At 33.0% G+C, this 17,304-nt stretch carries 8 protein-coding genes; 4 read left to right on the top strand and 4 right to left on the bottom strand.

The window, feature by feature from the left end:
* Positions 1-7 precede the first annotated feature (7 nt).
* Together BLP44_RS14570 and BLP44_RS14565 are read right to left on the bottom strand one after the other, a co-directional pair.
* Positions 8-1,963, bottom strand: a complete 1,956-nt coding sequence (locus BLP44_RS14570) for an alpha-amylase family protein (protein ID WP_244511781.1) — start codon at positions 1,961-1,963, stop codon at positions 8-10.
* Between the two features lie 443 nt (positions 1,964-2,406).
* The gene (locus BLP44_RS14565) at positions 2,407-5,082 is read right to left on the bottom strand and encodes a T9SS type A sorting domain-containing protein (RefSeq protein ID WP_091134002.1); all 2,676 of its coding nucleotides are present in this window, start codon (positions 5,080-5,082) and stop codon (positions 2,407-2,409) included.
* Between the two features lie 652 nt (positions 5,083-5,734).
* On the opposite strand from BLP44_RS14565, the gene BLP44_RS14555 reads away from it, so the two are divergent.
* From BLP44_RS14555 to BLP44_RS14545, 3 genes are all read left to right on the top strand, one after another.
* On the top strand, positions 5,735-8,257 hold the full coding sequence (locus BLP44_RS14555; protein ID WP_091133997.1) for a KAP family P-loop NTPase fold protein: 2,523 nt from the start codon (positions 5,735-5,737) through the stop codon (positions 8,255-8,257).
* A 65-nt stretch (positions 8,258-8,322) separates the two neighbouring features.
* Positions 8,323-9,366, top strand: a complete 1,044-nt coding sequence (locus BLP44_RS14550) for a ComEC/Rec2 family competence protein (protein ID WP_091134441.1) — start codon at positions 8,323-8,325, stop codon at positions 9,364-9,366.
* Positions 9,363-14,486: an ATP-binding protein gene (locus BLP44_RS14545; RefSeq protein ID WP_091133995.1), complete on the top strand. Its 5,124-nt coding sequence runs from the start codon at positions 9,363-9,365 to the stop codon at positions 14,484-14,486. The genes BLP44_RS14550 and BLP44_RS14545 overlap by 4 nt, the downstream gene beginning before the upstream one ends.
* Before the next feature lie 34 nt (positions 14,487-14,520).
* Here BLP44_RS14545 and BLP44_RS14540 read toward each other — a convergent pair whose 3' ends face one another.
* Entirely contained in the window at positions 14,521-15,486 is a 966-nt protein-coding gene (locus BLP44_RS14540; protein ID WP_091133993.1) for a hypothetical protein, read from the bottom strand.
* Positions 15,487-15,627: 141 nt separating this feature from the next.
* Complete coding sequence (locus BLP44_RS14535; protein WP_091133991.1) at positions 15,628-15,954, bottom strand: helix-turn-helix domain-containing protein; 327 nt, start codon at positions 15,952-15,954, stop codon at positions 15,628-15,630.
* A gap of 421 nt (positions 15,955-16,375) precedes the next feature.
* Between BLP44_RS14535 and BLP44_RS14530 the strand changes: the two genes are divergently transcribed.
* On the top strand, positions 16,376-17,221 hold the full coding sequence (locus BLP44_RS14530) for an RteC domain-containing protein (protein ID WP_091133989.1): 846 nt from the start codon (positions 16,376-16,378) through the stop codon (positions 17,219-17,221).
* Positions 17,222-17,304: the final 83 nt, after the last annotated feature.

The following is a 17,304-nucleotide window of genomic DNA, read 5'->3' as shown; positions in this document are numbered from 1 at the left end:
CTATCAATTAACGTTTTACTATTTTAAATAAACCAGCATCTTTAGCACCAAGATTTAAGTCTATACTGTTGTTTTTTATCTCAACAGTTTCGGCTGTAAAAAGATTTTGCAATTTATAATTACCGTTCTTAACACCAAGTCTTTCTAATGATAAAGCAAAATTTTTAGCTGCTGAACCATAATTTAAAACTGCCACATACCAATCATTTCCTATTTTTTGTTCGAAAACTTCAGTTGTTAGTTTTCCCGTATTTCCTTCTACTGGACGAAAAGCTACTCCATTGGCAACAATTTTAAGCAATTCCTGATTTTGAAGCCAATCTTTAGCTCGTTTGCTCCAGATTCCTTCTTTGCTGTAATCGTCTCCTGTAATTAATGTTCCAGTAATGACAGCCGAAATTAATCTCGCACGATTCTCGCCTTCGGTAACATCTGCAAAAACCACATGATCAGCATCGATATAATCGTAGGAATAGGTTTGCCACCAGCCATAATTGACACTATTTAATGTGTATTGTGTCTGCTCGATTGTTTTCCAAGCGTCGCATGCAATACGGCGAACGTGTGCGTAACGGCCTGTAGCCATATTAGGAGAAATTGCAGCATAAATTAGCATTTGTCCATCTAATGCTTTTACTAAATGTTCCATTCCTACTTTATAAGCCTGCATTCCTGTGGTCACATTTTTATCATAGAATGAAGTCGATTCTGCAGCGGCGTGACCCAAAAAGTCAATTTTTATCATTTTAAAACCACATGCTTTTAGCTTATTAATAACGTAATCAACGCGTTTAAGCGTTCCAGGATGTGTAGGATCTATGGCACGAGCACCGTCGAAATCAAAATAAGTATTTCCGGTTTTAGTCCACAATTGTCCAAAAGTATAATCGCTACCTTCTGCTTTACGGTTTGGGCCGTCTTTCCAACCCCAATCTGTAAAAGGTGCCCAATAAGCTCCAAGCTCTAAACCTTTACTTTTACAATAATCTGTAAATTCTTTTAATTTGCTAAAATCTCCTGTAAATCCGCCTTTTACCATGTTATCCCAAAAAGAATCAAGATCAATATAAGCTGTATTGCCTACTCTAAATTGCGGAATTGAGTTCGCAAAAAAATCGGCAACTTTAGTCGTATTTTCAAAATTAATTTTCTCCATCAAAACGCCCCAGCTATTCCAGCCAACTGGAGTTGGTTTATCCCAAGTAAATACAAAAGGTTTCTCCACAATACGATTTGTTTTTGCATATTCTTCCATTCCCTCTCTCCAATCAGAATAATATCCGACGAAGAATTTAGGCGATAAAACTTTTTCACCTTTTATTATTCCGTGCGCAATACTATCTCTAGTTATTTCTTTTTCTGAAAATCCAGCCCAAGCCGAAAATTGTGCTTCTTTATTTGTATTGATTGTTTTAACAGCGCTTTTCCAAACGGTATGTTCAAGCGAACCTACAATAAAACCGTTTCTTGAATTGTTGTTGAATATAATTCCAACTTCTGCGCTAGTATTTTGAGAAATAGTATCTAGTTTTTTAGAATTATAACTTATAAAAGCATCATTGTCATAAGGAACAAAAACGCTGTGCAGATTTTCAATTTTATCAAAAGCAATTTTGCCTAAATCTAATGGTGAGATATAATTGGTCGCAATCTGTTTTCCGTTATTTACTATTTCTATTTGAGTTATAAAGTAAGACTTATTGGTATAAGTATAAAAACTCTGAATTAAAGTTGGGTTATTTTTTTCTTTATAAATTAAAGTATATTTTAAGCCATTTCCTAAATCATCTTTTATGGTTTGTTTTGCAAAAACAGCATCCGGATATGAATCTGTCGTTATGGTTTTTCCGTTAACTATAACAGAAGCTTTTGCTCCGCTAAATACCGTTTTTCCAGATTGGCTTACTGAAATCGTTTTTTGTTTCGCATCATAAATAATGATTCCGTTTTTACCAAAAGTCATTGTAATATTTTTTTGCGCTAAAGCTGATATACAAAAAAATACTGCCAGAAAAATAGATAAAAACAGTTTTTTTAAAGGAAAAGGATAGTGGTTCATTAGATAAGTTTTTCGGTTTATTATACTATTCTATACTACAATAATACAAATTAAAATTAACCCTGCAAGAATATAAGTAAAAATAGTGCTCATTTTTTCCGATTCCAAAAACATAAACACCTATAAATCAATAAATAAAATCACTTAAAAAGGATTGCATTTTTTTCTTCAAAATAGTCAATCTGACAATAAACGGATAAAAATTTCAAAAAAATAAACAAAAAATATACAGCACAAGAAGTACTATATTTCAAATTTGCCGTTTAAAAATTCTAAAACATCAATACAAAAAATCCCGATTCTCAACATAATGAAAATCGGGATTTTTAAAAGTTACTTAAAGATTTTTAATTCTTAACAAATTTAAAATTTTGCTGAGGATGTCCAGATGCTTTCACTTTTACTACATAAACGCCTTTTGTAAGACCGTTTACCGGAATTTCTGAACTAATTGTTCCATTTGTTGTAACAGTGTTTTTCCAAACTTCTTTTCCTGCTATATTGTGTACCGAGATTGTTGTTGGACCATTAATTTCCTGATCAAACTTAATTCTAAAACTGTCTGTCGCAGGATTAGGAAAAACATAATTAGTAGAAGCATTCGACCAATTATAACTTGGAGTACTTAATGTCCCGCTAGAAATAGCATAAATCGCAGCATCAGCCTGAGGTAGTTGAACGCTTAATGTGCTTTGAGCTGTACTCGTGGCTCCAGAATAAAGTTCTTTAACATTATAATTGCCTGAACCAAGCCCTAAACGGCTCAAACTGATATTATTTGTCACAGTCGAATTGCTGTAATTAAAAACTGCCACATATGTCACATTATTATGTGTTGCCGAAAAAACATTCGCCGCATTATATCCTGTATTTCCATCAGCAGGAATGAAGTTCATTTCATTACGGGCAACATCCATTACATCATTATTTTGTAAAAGGTTCTGCGCAGTTGTTTTCCATTGTCCAGCAACAGAAAAATCATCACCTGTAATTACCGTTCCTGTAACTACACTACTTAATAATCTTGCACGATTCTGTCCAATTGAAACATTTCCAAAAACTACGTGATCTGCATCTATATAATCATAAATTTGATTTTGCCACCATCCATAAGTTGTACTATTCAAAGTATAATCGGTATCACTTATTGTCGCGTACGCATCACATGCAATACGTCTTACATGCACAAAAGGACCAGTAGCGAGATTAGGTGATATAGCTGCCTGAACCAGCATCGTTCCTCCAATTTGGTCAATTAAGAATTTCATTCCTTCTTGATATGCTTCCATTCCTGTATGCAATTGGTTATTTGCAAAGCTGTCTGCTTCAATGCTTGCATGAGTTAAAAAGTCAATTTTTATCATTTCGAATCCAGCAGTTTTAAAACGATTTATAAAATATTGAATTCTTGCCTTAGTTCCAGGACTTGTCGGATCCATAGCGTAAGCGCCATCCAATTCTAAAGGATTTCCGTTGACTTTTGTCCAACACTGATTATAAGTAAATGAACTTCCTTCTACCTGACGATTGTATTTTCCCCAATCTACAAACGGAGCCCAATAAATTCCAGCCTTATATCCTTTGCTTTTTGCATAAGTAACAAATTGTGCCAACTCCGAATCACTCATATTATCCCAATACGAATCTAAGTCGATGAATAAAGTATTATCCTCCGTTTTAAACGCAGGGCAATCATTATGAAAAAAATCTACAACTGCTTTAGCCTTCGTTAAGTTAATATTGGTCTGCATAGCTCCCCAACTGTTCCAACCAATTGGTTTTGGTGCTGTCCAATCAAAAATATATTTGGGTTGCATTGCTGCGTTGGCTTGTGCAAATTCTTCAAATCCAGTTCTCCAATCATCTGTAGCATTAATCATAACTTTTGGAGAAGGGCAGCTTGTCTGGCCGACATTTACCCAACCATGTCCTCGCGCATCTCTGGTTACATCTTGTTTGGTCCAACCCGCAACAACCGAAACATAAGCCGACGAAGAACCTCCACCACTTACCGTAACACCTGTTTTCCATTTTGTATGTTCCAAAGAACCAATCACTAAACCTTTTCGGTTAGTATTGTTATAAATATTGGTTACTTCTGATGCTGTAAACTCAGCTGAGTTTAAAGCATAAGCATTGTAGCGAATCCAAGCGTCATTATCGTAAGGAACAAATACGGCTCTTGTATCTCCTGTTCCAAAATTAGGCGTTATCTGGTTACTGGTTAAAGGCGACATTTTATAGCAGTTTGATCCGTTTCCTGTTAAGACCACTTGCACCGCCAAATAGTTTTTATTGGTGTATGTGTAAAAAATCTGCTGCATTCCAAGATTATAATTCCCACTTAAAGTAAAAATATGTTTGGTGCCGCTTCCTATATTGTCTGTAAACGGTTCTGAAGTATAAACCGCCGAAGCAAAATTACTGCTCAAGTATTGCTGATCACTGTTGGCATAAGCAGATGCATTGCTAATTACAGTTGCACCATTAAACTTTATGCTATAGGTTTTATTAGTGAGGTTATAAACAATACTATTGTTTGTTCCAAAAGCGATAGTTTGGTTAGTTCCAACCGCTAATGGTGTCAAGACAAACTTATCCAGATTAGGAGCCCATGAATTGGTATTATCCCAAAGCAGAGTGGTTGTACCGCTGTTTAGATAGACGCTTATATTTTTGGAAGCTGCTGTGCTCCATCCTCCACTTGGCTCACATGGAATTGCAATAGCCGTGGCTGAACCAGCAGTTAACCGAATTGCACGCGGATCTCCTGTACAGTAAAACAATTGCAGATTGTACCAGCCTGTTGTAGCTACGTTGACGTTTAAAGAGACACTTCCTGTACCTCCTAAATTACCGACTATTTTTCCTGAACAGGAATCGCAATTCTGAATGTCGGCATTTCCGGTACGAGTGCCGTTTTCAAATTCGTAAGTCTGCCCCCAGCTACATATCGTTAATAAAAAAAGCATTAAAGCTAGAATGTTTTTAACTGGGACGGTTTCTTTTGTAATTTTTTGCATGGTTTTCTTAATTAGTTAGTAAAATTTACAACAGTACTATACTGTACTATACTACAATAATACAAAAAAAATATTACTATATCACTAAAAAAGAGTTATTTAAATAGAATTGTATAATATTACTTAGCGTTCATTTTTGAATTTCAATAAAAAAAGAGTTAAAATGTTCTACGAACATCTTAACTCTTTTTGCAAATTTTATTTTGGATTCTTTGCCCCTCTATTTGCCGATGCAGAAATTAACTTTCTTTTCTTTACAGGGTATTCCAAATGTAGTGGTACAATTATGGTCCATTTTAAAGCAAAGTATCTCAAACTAAAACAAAGTATCCTTATTGAGTTTAAGATAACTCATGGGAGTTGTTTATGCAAAAATAGTAGAAATTCTGAATATTATTTACATATCAGAGATATAAAAAAAATTAAGTAATTATAGTTCTTTAGAGATTAGATCTTTTCAAAACTAAAAAGTTGTCGCTAAAGATTTTGTTATCTTCTACTATTTGAAAGAATTATTTTGTATAAGCATTCTAAATGATTTCATAGTGTGTAGAAGTTACATTCAAAGTTCTCAAGAAATTATATTAATAATTTGAAATTAATCTATATTTGAGATAAAAAAAATAGCCAAATCAACTATATAACATTAAGGATGATCTTATCTCAAATATCCAGAAAACTACCAATAATTACTGTTAGTGTTGCCATTATCGCATCATTATCCTTTTTTAGAAAATCTTTAAATATACTTCTCAACAAAGTTTTTGTTATACCGCTTATTTCTGAATTTGAAGATACGATTTTTAATAGTCTAGTTTTAGTACTGTTGTCAGTTAGCATTTTATTATGGTTAACTATTTATGGAAGTAAAATGTTTGCACGACAGATAGGAATTATTAGTCTGGGATTTTATATTTTGATGGCTACCAGTAAATTTTGGATTTTTTACAGCTTTCGATTTTGTCCGGTCTTAAGTAATTGGGATATAATAATTATAGGATTCACAGTACCGATGTTTTTAAGCATTATCAAAAAAAATCCAATTTTAGAAGACCTACCTTCAGATGGTTTTTATGAAGATTTACCTATATTCAAAGCTGATGAAGATAGTTTTAATCGTAAAGGGATTGCAAAAGAGATTGCAGATAAAATCAATATTACCTCAAATAAAAAATCTTTTGCTATCGGAATACTGGGCGAATACGGTACTGGCAAGACTTCTTTTATGAATCTTATTAAAACTAATCTTGATACAAAAAAGATTTCAGTTATAGAATTTAATCCCTGGGGTGTAGAAGGAAAATCAAATATTCAGCAGGATTTCTTTGATGTACTCTCGTCTAATTTGTATAGAGTAGATCCTAAGATATCAGGATTAGTATTAGACTATTCTCGTAAACTGGCACGTACAAGTTCTACGATGGAGAAAATTTTAAGGCATACAGGAATTATAGGAAGTTTGTTTCATGAATCAAACTATATTGATGACTATGAAAGGATTAATCAGTTACTTGAAAGTTCTGGAAAAAAAATTGTAGTTATTATTGATGATTTAGACCGTCTTTATAGCGAAGAAGTGTTGGAGGTGCTCCGTATAATAAGAAATAGTGCCAATTTTACTAATATTTTTTATTTGGTTGCTTATGATAAAAGCTATGTCAACAGGGCTGTTCTTACAATTAATGCTAATACAGGCGCAAGTTATCTTGATAAGATCATACAGTTAGAGATTCCATTACCAAAACGTGATTCAAGTGATCTGCAGATACAGCTTCAGGGATATCTTGAACTATTTTTGGATCCAGATGATTTTAAAGTGTTTACAGAGCATATACTAACAACTGGTTTTAGTCCCCAATATGAGTATGCATATCCAAAAATTTTTCGCCAATCCCGCGATATCATAAAGTTTATAAATGGTTTTAAGCTAATTTATATTAAACTTAAAGATGAAGTATTTTTTGAGAGTTTTTTTGTTCTGGAATTATTAAAATTTCGTTTCCCGCTTATTTATGACAGGCTTTATGAAAACAAAAAAGATTTTGTTCATGAGCAAGCTTTTGCGACTCTTGAGTCACAATTTTATGAATTGGATACATATATCGAAGACAAGGAGAGTAAGATTTCCATTATTAGGAAGCTTCGTTCTGAAAATGAATATCAGGATGATGAAATTAAGCTGATTGAAGGATTGTTGCATCATTTATTCTTCGGGTGGGAAAGAACCAAAAGTGCCAAAAACTCTATTATCCATCCCATGTACTTTGATCGTTACTTTCGTTATCGTATTGGTAGCCGTGAGATTTCGGAAAAGTTTTTTAAAAAAGCGTTTAGTGGAGGTTTGGATAAATTGAAGGAATTGATAGACAATTATGCAGACCAAAATATGATAAAGGAAACTGTTGCACGTTTATTTCAGTTGAAAGCTTTAAACAGGTCTGAATTTGAACTTCAGGTCAAGGCTCTTTTTTATACAGGCCCACTCTATGCGTTGCAACAGGGTGTCAGAAATTTTGCATTTGATTCTTTACTTAATTTTTTATGGGATAATACATATAATTCTAATCTGAAATTTTTTAAACAGAATACATATGATTTTAAATTACTGATTATAAGTCTATTTGAAGAAGCTCCTTTTCCTTATTTATTCCATAATGAAATGATATATCATATTAGAACAGATAACAGAAATTTTCCACTTTCGGAGGAAGAACTAACTGATTTTCAGATTCAATATTTTAAAAAGCATTTGGATAATGTTGGACTTTCAGAAGACGCTGTATATATTTTTTACTGGACAAGTGAAAAAATATTTGAGCCTCTACAAGATGGCAGTGGCAAAGGGTATAATCGCCACCAAATCAAAGATAAAATGGCAAAGTTAATTGTGGAAGTTTTATCTTTTCATAATCCCGTTAATTTTCTTCGAATGAGTATTCAAACAGATTTAAGAGAAAAATCATTGCATACAGTTAACTGGACGTTTTTGAATCTATTTTCTGATCCTGAAGAGCTTAGAAATGCTGTTTTAACCAATACCAAAATTTCTGAAGAAGTAAAAAATGAATATCTTCAATTTTTTGATGCCTGCAAAAGTAATGGGTTTGACAGATATACCGAATTTGAATTTACGACAGAGCTGAAAAACAAATTGATGACTAGCATTCATCTTTAAATCTATCAAGAACGAATAGATCTAGAAAAAAATTTAAAACTACTAACATAATCAAAATGCAAATTATGAAGATTACATTTTTAGATGCAGGATGTGGCGATGCAATACATATCCGTTTTTTAGGAAACGACAATAAAATACATAATATAATTATTGATGGAGGAACTGAAAAAGGCTCTGTTTATGATGATGGGTTACGTAAAACACTGAAGGAGATTGTAAAAACTCCTGATGAATATATTGATTTATGGATTTTATCACATATAGACGATGATCACATTGGAGGAATTTTAAGACTTCTAAAAGATACCGAGCTACTGGGGAATGTAGATTTCTCCAAAACCAAATTTTGGTATAATTATTCTATTTGGGATTATGATACGGGTATACGTGATTCCAATAGAAAAAGTACAAGGCAAGGTATAAACCTAAGAGATTACTTAATTAAGAATTCTATTGTCAATGAGTCGATAACAACCGATTCGGGAACGATTGATTTATGGGGCGCTAAGGCCACTATATTATCTCCGGAGAAAAAAAACTTAGATGAGCTAAAGGAAAAATGGAAGAAAGAAGAGAGTCTTCTAAGAACACGGGATTCTTCGTCAAAAAAGGCGGCTGGAAAAAATGATTATGAGACACCTATTGAAGATTTTGATATTTCTAAAGAGCATAAATCACATTCAGAGGAAAATGCTTCAAGTATTGCATTTTTATTTGAATACAAAGAGGCGGCTGTATTATTTACGGCTGACAGTGAGCCAGATGTGCTAATTGCGAATCTTAAAAGAGTAAACAACGGAAAGCCTGTGCAATTGGATTATATGCAATTACCGCATCATGGAAGCAAGTATAATTTAAGAAATGAGCTTTTGGAACTAGTCAAATGTTCAAATTATATCATTTCGGCAGATGGATTCAATAAATCGAACCTTCCAAACAAAGAAACACTGGTAAAAGTTCTAAATGCAAATCCAGATAAGGAAATTCAATTTTATATTACACAAAAAAACTCCCTAACAGATAGTATTTTTGATGTTGATAAAGAAAGCAAGATTAATTTAAATTTTCCTAAGAAAGGTGAACGAAATTTATTCTTTGATATATGAATTCTACTATCCACGATTACATAATCCGAATTTCGACGCCTGAAGGTTTTGGTGGCGGATTTATATTCAGTCCTTCTTCAGACTCCTCAGAAGCTTATATAATTACAGCTCGTCACTGTCTGACTGACAAAAGCGATATTCCTTTAAAGAAAGATAATATAGTTATTCAATTTCTTTTAGATGGTGAATGGCAAAGTTATGATTTGAATGATACTGACGTCATCTTATTGGGGGAAAATTTTGACACGGAGGACATTGGGATTATTATTGTACCATTATCAATTCTTCCGTCATGTATTGATCTGGAACACGCTCCTAAACTTTGTGAGCATCCTAGAGATTCTATTTGTGCTGAAATAACGGGTATCCCAAAAGCGGTACAAAACAAACGTAAGAGAACCCTATACAGACTGAATGTAGTGGGTGATCGTGATTACGATAACGAAATACAAATTGAGGTTGCCGATCCAATAACAGGTCATTATAACTCGGATAATCTGGTAGAGGGCTATTCGGGAAGCCCAATTGTTTTAAAAACTGAAATAGCTGATTACGTATGCGGTATTTTTCGTTCTTATGAAATTACGACAAAGCGTGTCTTAGGTATCAATCTACATCTTGTTAACACCCTGCTTGAAAACTATAGGTATGAGATATTACCATTACTAAGTATCGAAACCAATCAGGATATCCTGAATGCTATAAAACAGCTAAATTCCAATACAGAAAGGGTTTTGTCGCGAATTCGAGACAAGGTTGGAGTAATAAATCTTGAACGAAGTAAGTTAACAAGTGCTCTGATTAAAAAAATTAATGATTCGAAATTCACGATTGTTTATGGTAATCCAGGAGTAGGTAAATCTTCAATTGTAAAAAGGGCTTTTCACGAACTAGGAGAAAGTCATAGCATTATTGCTCTACAAGGCGAGCAGCTGGATAAAAATAGTCTTATAGAAATATTTCGCCAGAATCCGTTTGGGTTTGTTCCAGAACTTGAGTACGTTCTGAGTTCTAACTACTTTACCAAACATAAAATATTATTGATAGATAGTATAGAGAAGTTACTGGAAACAAAGAATGCAGATACCATATTGGATTTTTTTGCACTAATTGCGAAAAGAGACGATATTAAAATAGTGATGACATGCAGGAGCTATGCCATTGAATCATTAAAAATACGTTTTCTGAGACAGTTTCCAATATTTAGCGATTTCAAAATACCTGTTCTTAGTGATGATGAACTTCTTAAAGTGGAAAGAGAATATCCTCAATTAAAATCATTGCTTGAGAAAGAATCTCTGGCCAAAGTCCTGGAAATTCCTTTTAATTTAGATTTGGCTGTCAATCTTGCCAGTGGAACAGTTATGGAGGATGTAGATTCTGAAATGGCATTCAGGAAAATCATGTGGGATTACGTTATAGAAAGTAGAATTTCTCATTGCGAGGCATCCGTAAAAAGATTACGCGGAGAAGTATTTATGTTGATAGCCATTACACGGACTGCGGGTATGAGTACTTATGCTTTTATTGATACACCCCATGATACTATTATTGAGGCATTGTATCATGATGGCATTATAGATAAAGAACCAACTACTGGTAGAGGTTATGCAGCATCACATGATATTTTTGAAGATTGGGCTCTGGAGCGTCATATTGAAGAAAATTTCCAAAGATATGCAATAGCAGAAGGGCGTTATGATCATTTTTATATAGCTCTTGACACAACTGCGGCTATAAGACGAGCTTTCAGGATTTGGTTTTCGGAGAAAATGCAAATTGGAAGTCCGCAAGCTAACGAGCTGATGAAATTGACACTTTCGGAAAAGGAAGTAGAAAACTATTGGAAGGATGAAATTCTGGTAGCCATTATGCAATCTCCTTACAGCAAGATTTTTCTTGAAGAAAATAAAGTTTTCCTTTTTCAAGATAATTTTAAGTATTTTACGCGATCTATCTTTGTATTGAAAGTGGCTTGCCAAAAACTCGATCTTACCAACCTGAATTTATATAAACCTGAAGAGAAGACGAAGTTTTATCATAACGTCAATCTTATACCTTTTGGGGATGGTTGGCAGAACATGATCAGTTTTGTGAATGACAATATTTCTTCTCTTGAAAGACAATTTCCTAAAATCATTAATATGATACTTGAATGGAAAAAAGGAATAAAGGACAGTTCCTTACCACCAGAAGCTAGGGAAGTAGCTATGATTATACTTGCTTACTTTAAATCATTTGAAACCGAAGATAAGGATAGTGAATATTTATCATCTCTTGATTCTTATTTAGAAGATTGTATCAGATTATTATTGAGGCTTTCAGAAGTAGTTTCAGAAGAAGTCAGAGAATTGATTTATAAAGCTCATACTACTAAGATCAGCAATAGAAAAAATGGGCTTAAAAGAGTTTATGGTTCAATTATCAAGTTTGTCATTTCTGGTGATGAAAGTAAAATTGTTAGTATGAATTACCCGGAACTTGTAATTGAAATATTGGAAGAAAAGTGGTTTTACTATCCACCACCTCCTGCCGAAGAAATCAAAAACGATCACGAGAATCAATTTATCTACAAAGGGCATTATGAAAATAAAGAGAATTCATTCGGAATTAGCGCAGAAATTGATTTGCGTTATTTTCCAGCGAGTCCATATCAGACGCCGATATCATATCTTTTACTGAAAAAGCCAGTGCATACAATCAATTTTATCGTAAAATTACTAAACCATTGTACGTTAGCTTATCTTCAATCTGACTACGACAAAAAATCAACGTATCAGATTGAGTCCAGTGACCGAACAAAATTTGAATTGCAATTCACTGATGGTTCGGTTAATACGCAACATGCTAGTGCAACATTATGGACTATGTTCCGTGGAACCTACATCGCTGTGCCAGACCTTATCGAGTCTGTGTTGATGGCGCTGGAGCAATTCTTACTTTCGTTAGCTGGTATAAGGGAGGAAACAATAGAAACAGAAGAAGATAAATCTTTTCTACTTATTTGGGACTACGCTTTTGAAACGCTCTTAAAAAAGAGTAACAATGTTATGGGATCTGCTGTATTGATGAGTGTGGCTATGGCACATCCTAAATTAGGTGCAACAAAAGTATTACCTCTTTTAGGTTTCAAAGATATATACAATTGGGATATTTTAAGAGTTGTTAAGGAATCATCAGCATTTAGTCCTCTGGGAACGATGAGGAATGCTCGGGAGCATCAAATTAAATTGCATAACTTCCAAAAGTTGGAACACCGAAAGATTATGATTCGTGATTTCGTTAGAGATCATTCTACTGGAAAATTAGCTCCTCAAATCCACAAGATATTAGATGCTCTTTATGAAGACCCTAAAGCGGATGAGCAATGGAAGCTTCAAGTAAGTTACATGGATTACAGAAAATATCAAGTGACTGCAAAGGTACCTGAAGGATATTTGGTGGAAGCTATCGTGGATGAAAGTCTTCAGCATATTGTTGACGAATATAAAAAAGATGCCGAAGAATCATCTGTAGTTTCGATAGCAACCAACTGGAGTTTTAAAAAATTTCAGTACACTCCTGTTGAAGATGAGAGCTATAAAAAATGGCAGGATGTATTTAAAGTCATTAAAGATGCTGAGCAAAATACTAAAATTAATGTTATAGAAAAAAATACAGGATTGACAGCGGGAATTGGTGTCCGCGATTATTTCGTAAATCTAAACGAAATCGAGAGAAACTGGTGTACTGATAAAATTTGTGCTATAATTGAATATGATCTTCACAGAGCAGATGAAAAAATCGGTTTTTTTGGATTTACGCATACTCCTTTAGAGACTGAAATATCATACTCAGTTCTCCCTCTACTTATGCATTTGTCGGAAGGAGAACTTAAATCAAAGTTGAAGAGATACATTTTTCTCGCCCTGATTTCTTATCGAGGAAATCTGGAAAAAAAACCTCTCTTTAAGACTATTCATAATTATTTATGGAAGAATGATCCTAATTTCATGGAGAATTGTATAGCAGGGATATATCACTATTCATCATTTAGCAAATTACTTTACCGCACCAGGCACTTGCAGATATCATCAGTGGCGCTTCAAAAAAGAGGACTAGTGTTATTTATTGATAAATTAATTAAGTACTTTAAAGGCAGTGGTAAAATATCAGAAATAAATGCAGGTGATGAAAAATTATCTCGAGATCAGAAGATTATAGAGGTTCGAAGAAAATACGATGAACTAATAAAATCCATTGAAATTAGTGACAATGAGATTTTACTCGAGAGCATCGAGTTTGATGATAATAATATTGATATTCTTTTAGAAATACATAAACTAATTCCATACGATACTGAGAGTTTAAAACTACAAGGTTTCTGTCTTTCTCTTTTGAAGTATATTTTAAATAACCTAAACAAAAAAGATTATAGAGTAACTCATGATCAATTCAATTATCAATCGCTTCATGAATTTGGTGAGTTTTCTGCTAAATATATGCTTAATCAAAAGTTGGAAGTAGCATCAAACTTTTTTGAAACGATGACTGATATAGTTTTTGAAAGCAGTGACGAACGAAAAATGAGAAATAAAGTTAAAGATTTCATATCGCAACGATTGGAAGACTTACATCTTGCTTACTTGGCTGACGAATCGAAATTACGATACTGGAACTTACTGGAAAAATTCATTGATAAATGTACAAAAGCTAAAGTCTTTACATTCGACAAGCAGTTGCTTTTTAATCATTACTACATGTCTGATTCTTATCAATTCAACTGGCTGCCTTTGGCTGGCAAAAAACAACTACTGCTGGATTTCATAGATGCAGGGGCAAATCTTGATAATAGTATCAAATTGGTATCTGGTATCGGATTTACTGAAATGATGCCAGATGCTGTTGAGGTAATCGCCTCTCGTATGAGTAAAGATAGGATTGATTATGAAAATTCTTATTACTTCGACAAGCTGATAATTCAAGCTTACCATGATAGTACTTATAGGAAGGCACTACAAAGCAATGTAAAGCTTAGAAATTCATTTATTAAAATCTTAGATTTGCTGATTAACAAGAATGCATCTTCATCAGCATATATAATCCGGGAAGATTTTATATTTTCTAAATCTTTACATTAATGGTGAATTATAGCTGCTCTAAAACCATCTGTTCTTAATCACGTTCAGCCTTTTCCCATGCCCACTTGTGATAAGAACAGATATTTCCATTATATCCTTCTTCTATATCTAAGTAAGTTCCACAAACTAAACAAGTTTTATTTTCTTGTTGATAACCACAAGTAAGACAGCATTTTTCGGAAAAAACATAGGTTGATTGTCCACATTCTGGACATTCTGTGTAAGGATCATTACCCCCATCAACTATTGCAAGATATGCTTCAGAAGCAAGGTCTTCAATAATACATTCCTCAATTACATCAACAAAATCGAATTCTTCATTACATTTTTTGCAACGTAAAGGCAGAGTTTCACTTGGTGTATATTTATGAACATCTTGTGCATGGATTAAATCTGATTTACATGAGGGGCAACGCATATTATTAATTGACTCAAAAAGGATAGAATAAGTCCAGTCTACTTTTGAAAGAGATTGTTCACTTTCTTCTTTTTCTTTTTCATAAATCTCTTCTGTCTCCAGAAAAATATCCCACGAAACTGGTCCTAAAAGGATACTAGGTTCTTCTTCAAGGTAGTTGATACAAAAATCTCTTATAATTCCAAAAGATTTTGAGACTACTTCATTTATTACTGATGATGATTCTTCTGTATAATAATGTTCGATGTTATTACGAAGATTGTTTATCTCATCTATTACTTTCCAGTCAACTATAATTCCAAATCCTTTAAATCGCTCTCTGATTTGTTGGACATCTACAGTTTTTTTCCCTTTTCCTTGAAAGGATAACTCTCCATTTGCATCGAGTATCGGTATAATTATTTGTTTTATTAATACTTCATCACTATTCTCTGGAGACATACGTCGTAATTGTTCTTTAAATAGAAGTAACATTCCAGCAAAAATATTTCGTATGGCAGATTGTGCTCTTCGTGGATCTTCGTTTTTAAAATCTTCAAGCCCAATTTGGATTGCTTCTATTGCATTCTTTAAAATTTTCATATCAATTCAAGATTATTTTAGGTTTATGAAAAGTTATTAAATTTATAAAAAAATAACAGATTACTCATTTTACTTTACTTTCAAATCAAAGAAAAAGATATTTGGGTTTCTTACGAATTGTAATGTTATATAATTTAAGACCTAAGGTTTTATAACCTTTTTTTCAATATCGTTTCGAATTTCTAAATGAGTTTTCACCCTGCCCGCCTTAATCCATTTCATCAATTCATGCCGGTAGAAATAAAGACGTTTTCCTTGCTTATTAACTGGGATTTCCCGTTTGCTTACTTTAGAATAAATTGTTGGTACTGATAGATTTAAAAGTTTAGAAGCTTCATCAATGTTCAATAATTCGTTCTTATTTTCTTCTTTAAAAGAAATCTTTATGATAAGTCTTTCTAAATGATCTAATCTATCATGGAGTTTCTTCATCATTGTAGGTATCTGGTCAAATGTAAATGGCTTCATAGAGTGTCTTAATTTTTAAATTCCAGGTAAAATTAAAACTTAGCAAAGTTGATTATTAATGATGTCTTTAATAGGTATGCTTTGTCTTTAATAGGCAGTTTATACCTCGTTTTAGGCATTTAAGAATATATTTAGATGGCAAGACTATTACCCAAACGGAAATTATATTTGTTTAAATCCTAGTTAATATACTGTGTACCTTTAACAGTAATCGTTTCATTCAATTGTTTCAATTACATTCAATCAAAAATTGATAGAGTGTAATAAAAGTTCATCGGTTATTTTCAATTTTATAAAGAATAAAATATCCCCACTGTGGGGAAACTGTGATATTTATTTTACTATTTTTTCCAAAATTTGGCATATCTACAATAGATAACCCTCAGATCAAATAATTGAGAATCTTTAAAAAGACTATGCTATGGAAATTATATTGAATAAGATATTAGAGCAAATTCATCATCAGGAAGTTAAACTGTCTTCACAGATGATGCGAATGGCGGATGAGGCATATCAAATGACTTTATTCCTGAAAAAAATGTTGTACTCAATAAAATCAGAAACCTTACAAACTGGATTTAAAGATAAAGAGAATGAAATTAACTTTTTCAAGAATATCAAACCACAAATATTAGGAAAACTCATCTATTATAACAAAGTATTTCGTATTGAAACTACTTGCCCTGTAAGTAATGGTCAAATACATCAAAGCTATTATGAAAACCAATTCAAATCGCTCAAATCAGAATATAAAGAAAGCATTTGCAATGAAGATTTTTACAGATACTACCGTGCATGTAGAACAGATCGTGATGATACTTACTTTAGACTGGGGCAAATCAATTACCACGATGGATTAAAGAGTAGTGTATTCGAAATTGACCTTAGTTTCTCGACTTACTATGACAACAAGGTAGCTCACATTATAGCCAACGAACTGCTTTATACTTATCTGATTACCAAAATTAATCCTGAAGAAAATCCCGATATGATTTTAATAAACGGAGAAGGAAACAAGGACATTGCCTGGACAAATTCTCAAAATGCTCTTATCGAACTTATATATGCTCTTTATGCTTCAAATTCAATTTCACATAGAAATATAGGTATCCGAAAATTAGCGTTGATTTTTCAGGTACTATTCAAAACACCACTCAATGATATACATCACTCTTTCCACCGAATGAAAACAAGAGTGGGTTCTCGAACGGCATTTTTAGACCAGCTCAAAATATCTCTGGAAGAATATATGGATAAAGACCTTTAGTTATTTCAATACCACTATAAAGAGCAGTACCCAAAAACGTACTGCTTTTTTTTTGCCAATATATACCCATTGGTAAATTCTTG

Origin of the sequence: Flavobacterium anhuiense, assembly GCF_900101855.1 — a bacterium.
Classification (GTDB): Bacteria; Bacteroidota; Bacteroidia; order Flavobacteriales; family Flavobacteriaceae; genus Flavobacterium; species Flavobacterium anhuiense.
This window is presented reverse-complemented; position numbering and strand designations above follow the sequence as displayed.

Excerpts from the sequence above, each read along its gene's own strand:
- BLP44_RS14570 (WP_244511781.1), bottom strand. The coding sequence starts at position 1,963 with ATGACTTTTGGTAAAAACGGAATCATTATTTATGATGCGAAACAAAAA.
- BLP44_RS14565 (WP_091134002.1), bottom strand. The coding sequence starts at position 5,082 with ATGCAAAAAATTACAAAAGAAACCGTCCCAGTTAAAAACATTCTAGCT.
- BLP44_RS14555 (WP_091133997.1), top strand. The coding sequence starts at position 5,735 with ATGATCTTATCTCAAATATCCAGAAAACTACCAATAATTACTGTTAGT.
- BLP44_RS14550 (WP_091134441.1), top strand. The coding sequence starts at position 8,323 with ATGAAGATTACATTTTTAGATGCAGGATGTGGCGATGCAATACATATC.
- BLP44_RS14545 (WP_091133995.1), top strand. The coding sequence starts at position 9,363 with ATGAATTCTACTATCCACGATTACATAATCCGAATTTCGACGCCTGAA.
- BLP44_RS14540 (WP_091133993.1), bottom strand. The coding sequence starts at position 15,486 with ATGAAAATTTTAAAGAATGCAATAGAAGCAATCCAAATTGGGCTTGAA.
- BLP44_RS14535 (WP_091133991.1), bottom strand. The coding sequence starts at position 15,954 with ATGAAGCCATTTACATTTGACCAGATACCTACAATGATGAAGAAACTC.
- BLP44_RS14530 (WP_091133989.1), top strand. The coding sequence starts at position 16,376 with ATGGAAATTATATTGAATAAGATATTAGAGCAAATTCATCATCAGGAA.